We start from the raw sequence: 13,649 nt of genomic DNA, 5'->3' as shown, positions 1-13,649 counted from the left end.
GCATGAAGATCTCGGAGCTCAGCCGCAGAGCCGGCGTGCCGGTCGCCAGCATCAAGTACTTCCGGCGCGAAGGCTTGCTGCCCGCCGGCCGGGCGACGGCCGCGACGCTGGCCGAGTACGGGGAGGAGCATGTCCAGCGGCTGCGGCTGATCAAGGCGCTGACCACGCTGGGAGGGCTGTCCATCGCCGCCACCCGGGACGTCCTGGCGGCCGTCGGTGAGGCCCACACCACCGACGGGAAGCTCGGCGCGATCAGCTACGCCCTGCCGGTGCCCGTCGCCGGGTCGGTCGTCGCCGACTCCGGCCAGGAGGCGGCGGACCAGGCGGCCGCCGAGGCGGAGGTGGCGGACCTGATCGCGGCCATGGACTGGCAGACGCCCGACACCTCCCCGCATGTACGGGGGCTGACCGAGGCGCTGAAGGCGCTCGGGCGGGTCGACGCGGACTACCGGCCGGGCGAGCTCGCCGCCTACGCGGCACTGGCCAACTCCATCGCCCGTCTGGACCTCGAGCGCGCGGCCACCTTCGGTGACGATCCGGAGGCCGTGGCCGAACGGGCGGTCATCGTCTTCGCCCTCTCCGCCCCGGTGCTGGAGCTGTTGCGCCGGCTCGCGCAGGAGGACCAGGTCCGCCGCCGCGCCGCGGGGCACGGTGAGCTCGGCGAACAGCTTTCTTGAAACTTCAAGAAGAGTCGAAGAGTGCGAGCGAGGGCGAGCGGCTTCAGAAGCTCTACGAGGACACTCTGGCCGAGGGCGGCCGCCTGGTCGTCCACGCGGGCGGCGGCAAGCCGGGCCAGGCCGACTACCTCAAGAACGCGGCCTCGGCCGGTTCATGAGCGACCGCGCCGCCCTGGACCGCTTCAAGGCGCGCGTCAGCCTCTACGTCGGTGACGTCAAGGGCGCGAACCCCGCCGACCCCGCCGGCAAGCTCGGCCTGTACCCCGTCGACCGGAACGGCACGCAGGGCTAGCGGTCGGCGAGCGGAAGAACACGGCGGCCGCACCCGGGACATGAGGGTGCGGCCGTTTTCACGCCTCGGGAATCCGAGGGAATGCGACACAACCAACACTGGTTACGCCTATGTCATCGATATGACGTAACGAGTGGAGGACGATCCCCCCATGACCACCACGACACCCACGACCTCCGGCCCGGCCGAGCTGCCCTCGCGTGCCGCGCGCCTGCTGGGCCGCCCCCTCGCCCTGGGCGATGTCACCCTGGCCAACCGCATGGTGATGGCGCCCATGACGCGACGCTTCTCACCGGGGGGCGTGCCGGGCGAGGACGTCGCCGCGTACTACGCCCGGCGGGCGGCCGGCGGCGTGGGCCTGATCATCACCGAGGGCACCTACGTGGCCCGCGACGCCGCCGCGGCCTACGACAGCGTGCCCCACTTCCACGGCGAGGAGGCCCTGGCGGGCTGGGCCCGGGTGGCCGAGCGGGTGCACGAGGCCGGCGGCCTCATCATGCCCCAGCTGTGGCACACCGGCGTGGCACGCCCCGACGGCGCCGCACCGCTGGGCGTACCGGCCGACACCCCGTCCGGGACCGACCTCAACGGCCGCCCGCACGGCAAGGAGATGACACTGGCCGACATCGACGCGGTGGTCGGAGCCTTCGCGCGGGCCGCCGCCGACGCCGAGCGCGCCGGCTTCGACGGCGTCGAGCTCCACGGCGCCCACGGCTACCTGATCGACACCTTCCTCTGGCACGGCACCAACAAGCGCACCGACGCCTACGGCGGCGACCAGGCCTCCCGCGCCCGCTTCGCGACCGAGATCGTCGCGGCGGTGCGCGCCGCCGTCTCGCCCGGCTTTCCCGTCGTCCTCCGCTTCTCGCAGTGGAAGACCGAGCACTACGACGCCCGGATCGCCGAGACTCCGCAGGAGCTCGAGCGGCTGCTCGCCCCGCTCGCGGCGGCGGGCGTGGACGCCTTCCACGCCTCCACCCGGCGCTACTGGCTGCCCGAGTTCGAGGACGGCGACCTGAACCTCGCGGGCTGGACGAAGAAGCTCACCGGCAAGCCCGTCATCACCGTCGGCTCGGTGGGCCTGGACCAGGAGTTCAGGGGCGTGCGCAGCGGCGGCCCCGGCCACGCGGGAGTGGCCGGCATCGAGCCGCTCCTGGACCGCCTCGAGCGCGACGAGTTCGACGCCGTCGCCATCGGCCGGGCCCTGATCTCCGACGCCGAGTGGCCCGCCAAGGCCCTGACTGACCGGCTCCACGAGGCCGTTCCGTACGACGTGGCGCAGCTCGGCACACTGGTCTGACCCCGGCGCCCCCGGCGCGCCGGCTTCCCGGAAGGACGGTTCACGCGATGACCTGGCCCGCGACGGCACGTTACGGCCTGGAGGCGGCCCCCGGACGCCTCGGCCTCGTCCAGGACCTGCTCAACACGGCCGCCGTCGAGGCGCCCGGCTCCGTGGACCTCCTCGCCGCCCCCGACGACGCGCGGGCGTGGGCCGACGCGGCCGTCGCGCGGTGGACGGCCGTCACCGGGCAGCCGGTGCCCCCGGTGCGCCTCGACGCCGAGGAGGCCGAGAAGCTGCGGGCGTTCCGTGACGACCTGCGGCGTATGATCACGGAAGGCGCCGGGGACGAGCCCGGTGCGGGCCTCCGCGCGATGGTCCCGTACCGCGGCTCGGCGGCGCTGCGGCTCGGTGAGGACGGCGTCGTCCGCCTGGAGCCGTGCGGCTCGGGCCGGCGGCTCCTGGCCGCCCTCGTCCTGGTGGCCGTCTTCGAAGCGCAGCGGGACGGCACGTGGGGCCGCCTCAAGGCCTGTCGTGCCCCGCGCTGCCGCGTCGCCTTCTACGACCGTTCGCGCAACAACAGCGGCGTCTGGCACGAGGTCAAGTCCTGTGGCAACGCGGCCAATCTGCGCGCCTGCCGGGCCCGCCGACGAGCCCGGGAAGCCGGGCCGGGGGCAAAGGAGGCTCCGGGCGACCGTCACCCACACCGGTGAGCTTCACGGCGGGTCCGCACCCGCGCGCGGCGGCAAGCGGGAAGGCTGGCCCCGAACCCGACACGACCGGCCACGAGGTGGAGCGATGACGACAACCCGGCTGCTGACGGCGGTCCTGACCGCGGCCCTTGCCCTGACCGCGGCGCCCCTGACCGCCGCGCCCCTGGCGTCCGCGACGACGCCGTCCGCGGCCCCGAAGCCCCCGAAGCACAGGCATCTGAACCTCACCAACCAGGACAACAGACAGTCCCTCGCGGTGCATAAAGGCGACGAGATCACCGTCCGGCTCTCGGGGGAGCGGACGCCCAACTCGACCTGGTCGTGGACCGTGCCCACGGCCGCCGACGGCACCGTGCTGCGCCGCGGCGCCGTCGGCACGGCCCCGAACGGCGACACCACGGCCGTCTTCCACGCCCAGGCGGACGGGACGACCACCCTGGACTCCCAGCTGAGGTGTGTCGCCGATCAGCCCGGCCACGTGTGCTCGCAAGCGGTCGTTCCCTGGCAGACCACCGTGCGCGTGCGGCGGTAGCGCGCCGACCGCCCGGCGCGGCTCCTCCGGGCGGCGAAAAGCCCGTCTGACCATGGGGTATGCTTCTTCTCGTCGCCGGCCCCAATAGCTCAGTCGGCAGAGCGTCTCCATGGTAAGGAGAAGGTCAACGGTTCGATTCCGTTTTGGGGCTCTGTAACGGAAGGCCTCCACCGATGCGGTGGAGGCCTTCCGCATTGCGGTGGCGATCCCCGCTCCCGCGGAACGAGGTAACCATGGGTTCCCCTTCATCCGCTTCCCGCGCCCGGGGCACGCCGGTACCCCGCCCCGCCCGTGACTGGTGCCTGATCGTCGCCGGGTTCCTGCTCGCCTTCGGGCTGTCGAGCGCCGTCGCCGTACAGATCCTGCTGACCGGGCACATCGATCTCCCCGACTGGGCCGTACGCCACCTCCCCGGTATGAAGGCGGGCTTCCTGGTCGCCGCCGTCGCGATGGCACTCGCCCACCGGTGGCTCGGCCACAGCGCCGCCGACCTGGGCCTGGCGGCACGCCCCCGCCAGCCTTTCCCCTACGGCGGACTCGGCGCCGCCGGGGTGGCCTACCTCGGCATGTGGATCGGCTTCGAGGTGATGCGGCTCTTCCCGTCACCCGGATACACCCCCACCGGCCGCACCGGCGCCGGCGAGCAGCTGCCGGCCAACCTCCACAGCGCCCTCGTCGAGGAGACCCTCCTGCTCGCCCTGCCCATGGCGGTGATGACACGGCTCCGCCGGCCGTGGTGGGCCCAGCTCGCGGTACTGATCGCCCTGCGGGTACCCTTCCACCTCTACTACGGGTACGGCGCGTTCGCCCTCTGCCTGATCTGGATGGGCGGATACGTCCTCGTCTACCGGCGGACCCGGATCGTATGGCCCTTCATGCTGGCCCACTTCGTCTACAACTCGGCCCACGCCGACTACCTGCCGACCGTACTGCGCCCCCTGGTGGGGCTGGCCTTCTGGCTCCTCGGCGTCATCGCCCTCGTCCGCCTGGCCAGGGACGAGAAATGGCTATCCCGTCGCCCACACGGATGAATCCGTCAAAACCACCATCTGATTGTCGGGCAATGCCGCTTCCATGGACCCGTTGTCGGGAAGTCGCGCGCGCATTCGGGAGGGCCGGTTGGACCGCCGCACGTTTCAGAGCCGACTTGTTTCGCTGGGGAGTCTGACGGTGGCCGGGGCGCTGCCGGGGACGTGGGGGAGCGCGGCCGCCGAGCCGGCGGGGAGCGAGGGGGTGCCGCCCCGGCGGTCGGTGGTCGAGTACGGGCTGCCGCCCGCCGAGGAGACGCACGAGATCGTCAAGGTGCCGGACAAACCGATGGCACTGGTGTCGCAGATGTCCGACAGCCATCTGGTGAAGCTGGCCCTGGATCCGCGCACCGAGCGGGTCACCGGCGTCAAGGCGTTCGCGCTGGGGCCCAAGGACGCGATGCTGCACGGGCTGGCGGTGTCGGAGCGCCACCCCGGACGGATCTGGGCCACGCACGAGGGCGGGAACCGGCTGCTGCTGGTCGATCCGAGGGCGGACGAGCTCGATGCCGCGCCGCGCGTCGAGCGGGAGATCGGCATCCCGGGCGGTGGCCGGGGCCCGCACTACGTCAACGAGTACGGCGACACGCTGTGGGTGACGCTGAAGGGGAGCGACCAGGTCCTGGCCCTGGACCACACCCGTCCGGAACGGTTCCGGCTGTTCGAGGCGAAAGCACACCCCATCTTCGCCGCCCGGCACCCCGGCAGCGGCGACTTCTACGTCAGCCAGGACAGCGCGAGCACGGTGCTGCGGATCGATCCGGGGAGCGGACGCACCTCTCAGATGCCGATCCCCGCCGAGCGGGGCAGCACCCCGGTCGGGCTGATCGGCGGAGCCGGCGGGGTCTGGGTGGTGCTGCTCGGCACGGACAAGGCCGGGACCGGCACGTTCGGCCGGATCGACGAGGACGGCCGGATCACCTGGCACCGGCTGCGCGCCCCGCAGGGCCGCTCGGCGTCGCTGCTGCACCTGGCCTTCGGGCGGGGACGGGAGCCCATGCTGTGGCTGCTGGCGTCGTCGATCGTCTCCGACGACGCACGGGATCTCATCATCCGGGTGCGGTTCGACTCGTCGTGGACGCGGATCGTCGAGGAGGAGTACGCGGCGCTGCCGACGCAGATGTGCAAGGCGCATCGCCTGCTGCCGCTCGCGAACAGCGTGCTCGCCACCGAGCTGACGACCGCCACGGTGGCACAGCTGACCGTCGCCCGGGAATGACACCCGGTCAGGGCGGCACGGGGAGGGGGCCGGCGACGATATCGCCGGCCCCCTGTGGTGCGTCGGTTACCGCGCGAGCCACTCGGGGCGGCCCGAGCCGCGCGGGACGAGGACGGTGCGGAACGCGCCGGGGGTCCCGGACATCACGACCTGGTCAGTGACGCCCTGGTAGCGGCCGCAGGGGGTGTCGGCGGTGAAGGTGTCGGGGTCGAGGTAGGCGTGGTGTTCACCGGTGCCGGCGAGCTCGCGGGCGTAGTCCTTGTCGAGGACGCCGAGGCTGAGGATCCACAGGGCGACGCGGGTGAGCGAGACGTGGACGCGGTAGCTGCCGCCCTCGGTGGCCCGCCGGATCAGGGCGGCGATGACGCCGGTGGTGGCGAGCCAGGGGACCAGGTAGTCGTTGACGACCTTGATCGGCGGCAGCGCCGGGTTGTCGTCACTGCCTTCGAGGTTCATCATGCCCGCGACGCAGCCGGCGGTCTGGTCGAAGCCGACGCGGTTCGCCCAGGGCCCGTGCTGTCCGTGGAGGCTGACGGTGGTGTGGATGATGCCGGGCCGGATCGCGGCGGCCTCCTGCGGGGTGAGGCCCATGCGCTCGAGGTAGCCGGCGCGGTGGTTGGCGTAGAAGACGTCGGAGCCGCGCAGCAGGTCCCGCAGGACGGCCGCGGCCTGTGGGTCGCGGGCGTATTCGAGGGTGGTGGAGCGTACGCCGACCTGGGCGGTGTAGTAGAGGATGTCGTTCTCGAACTGGCCGGGGCGCCAGACGTTGAGGGCGTCGGCGCCGTGCTGGGCCATGGTGCGGCCGATGGCGGCGCCGGCGATGACATGGCCCAGGCCCAGGGCGCGTACGCCGTCCAGGGGCTGGGTGGCGCCGGGCGGCAACGGCTCGGGGTCGCTGTCGCCGATCTTCTCGATCTCGATCAGGGGCAGGTCGGCCAGGACGTCGCGGTACTGGCGGGTGTCGAGGAACTCCCGGGTGCCGCGCAGCATGGGCATGACGACCCCGGCGTCCGCTCCGGCGCGCTCCAGCTCGGCGCCGTCCCAGCGGGAGACGGCGTTCGCGACGGCGAGGGCGTCGTCGGGCGCGCCCAGCAGCTTCAGGGTGCGGGACTTGAGCGCGGGGTAGACGTTCAGGGGCATCACCCAACGGCCGTCGCCGGCGCGGTAGAAGGACAGGGCGAAGGGGTCGTCGGGGGCGACGATCGGGTAGCCGTTGAGCTTCTCCCACTTCCCGTCGTAGAAGGGGCACAGCCGGTGCGGGGCCTTGCGCAGGTCCATGCCGATGTCCTGGCCGGGGCCGCCGCGGTGCTGCCACAGCTTGGCCAGGGCGACGGACTTGGCGGTCAGGCCCAGGGCGGGGGCGGCGGCCAGCCGCAGGGTGGAGGGGACGACGGGGTCGGCGCCGGTGAAGGAGACCGTGCCGCCCGCGTCCCGCTCGCTCATGCCGACGCCGCCGAGGACGTCGTCGAGCGCGGCGTGGATGTCGAAGTCGTCCCCGGACTCGCCGGTGACCGGCGAGTCGAGCGCGGCCTTGATCTTGTCGGTGAGGTTCATGGTGCTGCCTGTCAGTGCTGGGCGGGCTGTGCGTGGGCGGGCTCGGCGAGGGCGCGCATCAGGGCGATCTGGGCGCGGTCGCGGCGGGCGGCGAGTTCACCGACCGGCTCGCCGCCGAACGCCTCCTCCGCCTGTGCGGTGAGCAGGGCGACGGTGGGTTCGTCGAACGACGGCTCGCCCAGGCCGGGCCAGGTCGCCTCCATGGCGCGGCCGAGGTGCCGGAGGAAGTGCGGCAGACCGCCGGGGCCGCCGCCGAGGTGGAAGGTGCGGAAGGGGCCCGCGACCGCCCAGCGCAGCCCGATGGAATCGGTGACGATGTCGTCGAGCTCGGCCTCGGTGACCACGCCTTCGGCCACCAGGTGCACGCATTCGCGGAAGAGCGCGGCCTGGAGGCGGTTGGCGACGAAGCCGGGCACCTCCTTGCGGAGGATCTGGGGCTTCTTGCCAAGCGACGCGTAGAAGTCACGGGCCCGCAGCAGGGTCTCCGCGGAGGTCCGCTCACCCGGGACGATCTCCACCAGCGGGACGAGGTGCGGCGGGTTGAAGGGGTGGCCGACGACCAGGCGTTCCGGCTGCCGCATCGCCGTGGCGATCGCGGTGGCGGGGATGCCGGACGTCGACGTGGCCAGCAGCGCGTGGGCGGGAGCGGCCTGTTCGACGGTCCGCCAGATCTCCCGCTTGACGTCCAGCCGTTCGGGGCCGTTCTCCTGGACGACGTCGGCCTCCGCGACCGCGGCGGCCAGGTCCGGCTCGAAGTGGAGCCGGGCCGTCAGTCGCTCGGTGGGCATACCGAGCTCCGCGAGGGCCGGGGCGATCTCCTCGAGCCCGGCCAGGACCTGCTCCTCCGCCTCGGGGCGCGGGTCGCTGACGACGACGTCCAGGCCGTGGGCCAGGAACAGCCCGGCCCAGGAGATCCCGATCACGCCGCCGCCGATAACCGCGACGCGGCCGTACGCATCCGGGACCGATGTGTGTGCGTTCATGGTGTGTACCCCCGCTTTTCAGTGCGCCAGGTAGTCGTGGACGATCTCGGCCGGGTTCAGGGTGAGGTCGGTGAGAATATGGCTGGCCGCGACGACTTCGAGGACCGGCAGGTCCGCGAGCGGCGCCAGCGCGTGGGCGAACAGCTCCAGGCGGGCCGGGCCGCGGAACGCGCTCTTGACCGTGATGTCGGTGATCTGGGTGCGGACCAGTTCGCAGATGCGAGGCCGGCCGTCGTAGCCGGGCAGCGCCTTGACCATGAAGGTGGGGACGCAGATCTCGGCGCGGGCCTCGTCGAGGTCCATCGGGTGGTGCTTGTAGCCCATGGTGGCGGTGGCCACTCGCAGCGAGCCGTAGTCGAGCGTGCCGACGAGGGTGTCGGAGTCGGTGTAGAGCCTGGGCGACCCGGCCTTCTTCGGGTAGGCGCTCAGCTCCCGGCCGCTGGAGATCGCCGGAACGCTGTCGAGGTACATGGCCAGGTTGTACTCGCCGCGCTCACCCTCGTACTCGACGGGGACGACCTGGCCGGCCTCGGTGTAGTCGCCCAGGCCCGTCACGTCCGGCATCCGCATGATCTCGAAGCGCACCAGCGGCTCGGGAACCTTCAGCGGTTCGGGGACGACCCGGCGCAGGGCCTCGGGGTCGGTGCGGTAGGTGATGTTGAGGTACTCGCGGTCGGTGAACCGGTACCGGGTGGGGGCGAAAGCGGGTGCGTCCAGCGGAGTGGTGAACAGCCGGGCGACGTCGTGCATCTGCATGGGGGCTTCCTTTCAGCGCCTGGAACCACCTCACTCCTCCCGCACTGATTCTGTCCAATATATGTTTCTGGCAGATTCGATATGCTCAACCATATGGAGTTCACCAAGCGCCTGCTGGAGCAGTTCCTGGTGCTGGCCGAGGAGAGGCACTTCGGCCGTGCCGCGGAGCGGCTGTCGATGAGCCAGCCCCCGCTCAGCCAGGCGATGCAGCGCCTTGAGCGGGGGCTCGGGGTGACGCTGCTGGACCGGGGGCCGGGCGGCGTCCGCCTCACCCCGGCGGGAGCCGCCTTCACCGTCGAGGCCCGGCGACTGCTCGACGCGCAGGCCGCCGCCGTCGAGCGGGTGCGGCGCGTAGCGCACGGCCTGGAGGGAGATGTGCGCGTGGGGTACGTGAGCATCCTCAGCCACCGCCACCTGCCCCGGCTGCTGCGCGCCGCGGCGGACGAGCTTCCCGGCCTGCGCGTCCACCTGCGCCAGGACTCCACGGCCGCGCTCGTGGAGATGCTCGGCGCCGGGACCCTGGACCTCGCCTTCCTCCGCGACCCGTCACCCATACCGGACGACCTGGAGGCCCACGCCTTCGCCGTCGAACGCGTCGTCGCCGCCGTGCCGGACGACCACCGCCTGGCCGGGGCCGCGTCGATCGCCCTCTCGGAGCTGTGCGACGACGACTTCGTCCTCCCCAGCGCGACGGCCCTGCCCGGGCTCGCCCTCCAGGCCCAACGCGCCTGCCAGGACGCGGGGTTCACGCCGCGCCGCCGGGCCGAGGCGGACGACCTCAGCGGCCTGCTCGGCTACGTCGCCGCCGGGCTGTGCGTCAGCCTCCTGCCGGAGGACCTGCGGGACTTCCCCGTCCCGGGCATCGCCTTCGTGCCGCTCCGGGACCCCTCGCCGTACCTCCGCACGACCGTCGCCGCCGTACACCGGCCCGACGCGGACGCGGCCGTACGGCGTCTTCTGGATCTCATCGCCCGGCACATCCGCCCGGACGACGGCGTGTGAGCGACGGCGTCGGGGACCGTACCGGCCCTACCCGTGGCGGCTCCCCGGCGTGCGCGTCGCCTCCTGTTCGCCGGACCGCCTTCCCTCGGCCCAGCCCGTGAGGAACGCCGAGATCAATTCGGCTCCGCGCGCGGCGAGATGACGCCGCCGCTCCCAGCGGGAGCGGGGCGGTACGCCGCCCCGGCCGCGCCCCGGATCGAGGGCGAGGGCGGTGAGGCGCCGGCCCGCCTGGGCCAGGTCGGCGAGGATCCGGTCCCGGCGCGGCCCGCCGGGCGTGGCGCGGAGGGCGGTGTACAGGCCCTCGATCTCGGACACGACCGCCCCGAGGCGCAAGTCGGTACCACCTGTCGATGTCGTCCTGCCCTGCGCCAATTGCCGCCCCCTTCGTGCGTTCGCGTGCCCGGCGCACAACACTTGCCCAGTTGCGCAACTTCGCAATCCTTTCGGGGTGTTCGGCTCCGGCCGCCCGGTCACCCGTAGGACAGGTTGGAGCACACGTCGTCGTCCGCCGACCGGGCGGTGCCGGCCACCTGGGTGGGCACCGCGGTGGGCGCCTGGGCCGGCGTCGTCGGCTCGGCCGGGGTCGGGGCGGTCGCGTACGTCCGGCCCAGGGTGACGATGATGCCCGGTGTGCCGGAGGGGCGCAGTTCGGCTCCGGGGAACAGGCGGGCGACGGTCTGTGCGTGGTCGTGCTGCCCGGGGCCGTAGCCGATGACCGTGGCCGTCCCCTGGTGGGAGCGGCTGTTCGCGGTTCCGGTGACGGTGAATCCGCTGCCTTTCAGCGTCTCGGCGGCGCGGGCGGCCAGGCCCGGTGTCGTGGTGCCGTTGTGCACGGCCACGTCGATGCCCGAACCGGACACGGGGGAGGGGGCGGCGGTGCTCGGCGCGGGCGGTTTGTCGTCCTGCTTACCGCGCGCGTTCTGGCCGTCGATGGTGCGGTCGTTCCTGATCGCTTCCCAGAGGGCGTCCGCGTCGGGGTGGACGATCGCGACCCGGTTGCCCTGGTACTGCCAGGGGAGCGTGACGAACTTGGTGTTGTGGAGGTCGACGTCCTTGAGCGACATCGCGAAGGAGAGCAGTTTGCGGGCCGAGTCGAGGCCGGGGTCGACCGTCATGGACTTGGTGGCCGCGTCCGCCAGCGGCAGCAGGGTGGTGGGGTTGAAACCCTGACCCTTCACCTTCTTGATGAGGCTCGCGACGAACGCCTGCTGCCGCTTGATGCGGCCGATGTCGGAACCGTCCCCTATGCCGTGCCGCAACCGCACATAGTCCAGCGCCTCCTGGCCGGAGACCGTCCGGGGGCCCTTGGGGAAGATCAGCCGGCCCTTCGAGCCGAGGTTGGGGTTGAGGTCGCCCTGGTAGACGTCGTTGGGCAGGCAGACGTTCACACCGCCGACGGCGGACGTCATCTTCGAGAAGCCCACGAAGTCCACGACGACCGTGTGGTCGACGCGCAGACCGGTCAGCTTCTCCACCGTGTTCTGCGTACAGGCGGGGTTGCCCTTCGCGGTGCGCCCGACCGAGAAGGCCGAGTTGAACATTTCATTGCTCTGGGGAGCCGTCCATGTGCCGTCGGGGAGCCGGCACGAGGGGATGTCGACCAGGGTGTCACGGGGGATGGACACCGCGACGGCGTGTTTCTGGTCGCCGTAGACGTGCAGGAGGAAGGCGGTGTCCGAGCGGCCGAAGTCGTCGCCTCCGCCGCCCATCCGCGCGTTGTCCCCGGAACGCGAGTCCGATCCGATGACCAGGACGTTCTGGCCACCGAATCCGGCGGCGGGCCGGTTCTTCGACAGGCCCTCCGCGCCGAAGCTGTCGATGTTGCCGTTGAACTCGTAGTAGAGCCAGCCCCCGGCGGCCACCATCAGCACGGCCGTGGACGCCGATATGGCGGTGATGAGCCGCACCCGGCCGCGACGGCGCTCCCGGATGCGGATGGCCTGCCGGCTCTGACGCCGAGGAGCCACCGATGTGCCTGTCATATGTGCGCTTTCGTCCGCGTGGCTACCGGGGAACGGCCGGCTCGCCCCACTCGTCGGTTATATAGTTGCGCAATGTAGCAAGAGTTGGGGTGGTCGTGGCCTGCGGGTTCCAGGAACCCCCCAAGGGAGGAAGGGCGCTTGTGTCCACCGCTCCCGGGCGGGGCAGGGATCCCGACCGGATGAGGTGACCCGGCGGAAGGACGACGAGTGGCCACGGACCGGCACGCCCACGCGATGACGCACACCGGCGCCGAAGCGGTGCGGCACTACGAGAAGGCGCTGGACAACCTCCTCTTCTTCCGCGAGGAGACGGCCGCGGAGGCCGGGGCGACGCTCGACGCCTCGCCCCGCTCCGCCATGGGCAACGTCCTCAGGGCGTATCTGGGACTGCTGGGTACGGAGGAGAAGGACGCGGCCGAGGCGGCCACGGCGTTCGCGGCCTACCGGAAGGACGTACCGGTCGCCGAGCTGACCCCGCGCGAACGCATCCACGTCGAGGCGGCCTCCTCCTGGCTGGGCGGCGACTTCCACAAGGCCGGCCGCCTCCTCGCCGAGCTCGTCGTGGCGTACCCGAAGGACGCCCTCGCCCTGGCGGTCGGGCACCAGACAGACTTCTTCACCGGCAACGCCGCGCTGCTGCGCGACCGGATCGGCGGCGCGCTGTCCGCCTGGGACGAGCACGATCCCCACTACGGACTCCTCCAGGGCATGTACGCGTTCGGCCTGGAGGAGGCGGGCCACTACACCCGCGCCGAACACGTGGGCCTGGAAGCCGTCGAACGCAACCCGCGCGACGTATGGGGCATCCACGCCGTGGTGCACTCCTACGAGATGCAGGGCCGGCACGAGGACGGCATTCGCTTCCTCGACAACCGTACGGACGACTGGTCGACCGGCAACTACCTCACCGTGCACAACTGGTGGCACTACGCCCTCTACATCCTTGAGACCGGCCGCACCGACGACGTCCTGGCCGTCTACGACGCCGCCGTCCACCACGACGGCTCCGCCGGGAGCGCGATGGAACTCCTGGACGCCGCCGCGCTGCTCTGGCGGCTGTACCTGGCGGACACCGACACGGGCGACCGCTGGCCCGTACTGGCCGACGCCTGGGCAGCGCGGCACGACGGCCCGTACTACGCCTTCAACGACGTCCACGCCGTCATGGCCTACGTTGGCGCCGACCGCCTGCCCGACGCCGAACGCCTCATCCACGACCGGCGGACCTGGCTGGAGGGGGCCGGCACCGGAGCGGGCGTGTCCAACGTCGCGATGACCGCCGGGATCGGGCTCCCGGCCTGCCGCGCCCTCGTGGCGTACGGGCAGCGACGCTACGGCGACGTCGTCGACGAGCTGCTTCCGCTACGGCGCCGCTTCCAGTTCTTCGGCGGCAGCCACGCCCAGCGCGACGTCCTCCAGAAGACCCTGGTCGAAGCGGCCCTGCGCGCCGGACGTCACGACCTGGCCCGCACCCTGCTGAGCGAACGCGCCGGCCTCCGCCCCCAGTGCCCCTACGACCTCGAGGCCCGTGCCCGCCTCGCCCGGGCCACCGCCTTCCGCGCGGGCCGCGAGGACTGAGCCCGCCACCCCTGCCCGCCACGGCCGACATCTGCGCCGATCCGGTGAACCCGG

The 13,649-nt window shown here is 72.2% G+C and carries 15 protein-coding genes and 1 tRNA gene; 11 read left to right on the top strand and 5 right to left on the bottom strand.

The features are described 5' to 3' along the window. The first annotated feature begins 2 nt into the window (after positions 1-2). The 9 genes from RM609_RS11465 to RM609_RS11425 all read left to right on the top strand — a co-directional run bounded on the left by RM609_RS11465 (position 3) and on the right by RM609_RS11425 (position 5,740). Positions 3-677, top strand: coding sequence for a MerR family transcriptional regulator (locus RM609_RS11465; protein WP_311610148.1), 675 nt, complete (start codon positions 3-5; stop codon positions 675-677). Further along, positions 674-835 (top strand): hypothetical protein, encoded by a 162-nt coding sequence (locus RM609_RS11460; protein WP_311610147.1) that lies wholly within the window; start codon positions 674-676, stop codon positions 833-835. Before RM609_RS11465 ends, RM609_RS11460 begins: the two co-directional genes overlap by 4 nt. Further along, positions 832-969, top strand: coding sequence for a hypothetical protein (locus RM609_RS11455; RefSeq protein WP_311610146.1), 138 nt, complete (start codon positions 832-834; stop codon positions 967-969). Before RM609_RS11460 ends, RM609_RS11455 begins: the two co-directional genes overlap by 4 nt. A 151-nt stretch (positions 970-1,120) precedes the next feature. Next, positions 1,121-2,269 (top strand): NADH:flavin oxidoreductase, encoded by a 1,149-nt coding sequence (locus RM609_RS11450; RefSeq protein ID WP_311610145.1) that lies wholly within the window; start codon positions 1,121-1,123, stop codon positions 2,267-2,269. 47 nt (positions 2,270-2,316) lie between these two features. Beyond that, positions 2,317-2,961 (top strand): CGNR zinc finger domain-containing protein, encoded by a 645-nt coding sequence (locus tag RM609_RS11445; protein ID WP_311610144.1) that lies wholly within the window; start codon positions 2,317-2,319, stop codon positions 2,959-2,961. An 85-nt stretch (positions 2,962-3,046) separates the two neighbouring features. After that, positions 3,047-3,493, top strand: coding sequence for a hypothetical protein (locus tag RM609_RS11440; protein ID WP_311610143.1), 447 nt, complete (start codon positions 3,047-3,049; stop codon positions 3,491-3,493). Positions 3,494-3,571: 78 nt separating this feature from the next. Continuing rightward, positions 3,572-3,644: transfer RNA gene (locus RM609_RS11435), tRNA-Thr, on the top strand. A gap of 82 nt (positions 3,645-3,726) precedes the next feature. Further along, positions 3,727-4,524 (top strand): CPBP family intramembrane glutamic endopeptidase, encoded by a 798-nt coding sequence (locus tag RM609_RS11430; protein WP_311610141.1) that lies wholly within the window; start codon positions 3,727-3,729, stop codon positions 4,522-4,524. Between the two features lie 139 nt (positions 4,525-4,663). Next, positions 4,664-5,740 (top strand): NHL repeat-containing protein, encoded by a 1,077-nt coding sequence (locus RM609_RS11425; RefSeq protein WP_311610140.1) that lies wholly within the window; start codon positions 4,664-4,666, stop codon positions 5,738-5,740. 66 nt (positions 5,741-5,806) lie between these two features. Here the strand turns inward: RM609_RS11425 and RM609_RS11420 are convergent, their stop codons facing one another. The 3 genes from RM609_RS11420 to RM609_RS11410 are packed head-to-tail and all read right to left on the bottom strand — an operon-like array spanning position 5,807 to position 9,033. Further along, positions 5,807-7,294, bottom strand: coding sequence for a CoA transferase (locus RM609_RS11420; protein ID WP_311610139.1), 1,488 nt, complete (start codon positions 7,292-7,294; stop codon positions 5,807-5,809). An 11-nt stretch (positions 7,295-7,305) separates the two neighbouring features. Beyond that, positions 7,306-8,277, bottom strand: coding sequence for a 3-hydroxyacyl-CoA dehydrogenase family protein (locus tag RM609_RS11415; protein WP_311610137.1), 972 nt, complete (start codon positions 8,275-8,277; stop codon positions 7,306-7,308). A gap of 18 nt (positions 8,278-8,295) precedes the next feature. Then, a complete protein-coding gene (locus tag RM609_RS11410; protein ID WP_311610136.1) occupies positions 8,296-9,033 on the bottom strand; it encodes an acetoacetate decarboxylase in 738 nt (245 codons plus the stop codon). A gap of 93 nt (positions 9,034-9,126) precedes the next feature. On the opposite strand from RM609_RS11410, the gene RM609_RS11405 reads away from it, so the two are divergent. Then, the gene (locus RM609_RS11405; protein WP_311610135.1) at positions 9,127-10,035 is read left to right on the top strand and encodes a LysR substrate-binding domain-containing protein; all 909 of its coding nucleotides are present in this window, start codon (positions 9,127-9,129) and stop codon (positions 10,033-10,035) included. A gap of 27 nt (positions 10,036-10,062) precedes the next feature. On the opposite strand, the gene RM609_RS11400 is transcribed toward RM609_RS11405, so the two are convergent. Beyond that, the gene (locus RM609_RS11400; RefSeq protein ID WP_311610134.1) at positions 10,063-10,350 is read right to left on the bottom strand and encodes a hypothetical protein; all 288 of its coding nucleotides are present in this window, start codon (positions 10,348-10,350) and stop codon (positions 10,063-10,065) included. Positions 10,351-10,505: 155 nt separating this feature from the next. Then, positions 10,506-12,017, bottom strand: coding sequence for an LCP family protein (locus RM609_RS11395; protein ID WP_311610133.1), 1,512 nt, complete (start codon positions 12,015-12,017; stop codon positions 10,506-10,508). A 207-nt stretch (positions 12,018-12,224) separates the two neighbouring features. On the opposite strand from RM609_RS11395, the gene RM609_RS11390 reads away from it, so the two are divergent. Then, positions 12,225-13,595: a tetratricopeptide repeat protein gene (locus RM609_RS11390; protein WP_311610132.1), complete on the top strand. Its 1,371-nt coding sequence runs from the start codon at positions 12,225-12,227 to the stop codon at positions 13,593-13,595. Positions 13,596-13,649 lie beyond the last annotated feature (54 nt).

Origin of the sequence: Streptomyces hesseae, from assembly GCF_031845785.1 — a bacterium.
GTDB classification, from domain to species: Bacteria; Actinomycetota; Actinomycetes; order Streptomycetales; family Streptomycetaceae; genus Streptomyces; species Streptomyces hesseae.
The sequence above is the reverse complement of the archived record's forward strand: the minus strand, read 5'-3'. Positions and strand labels throughout refer to the sequence as shown.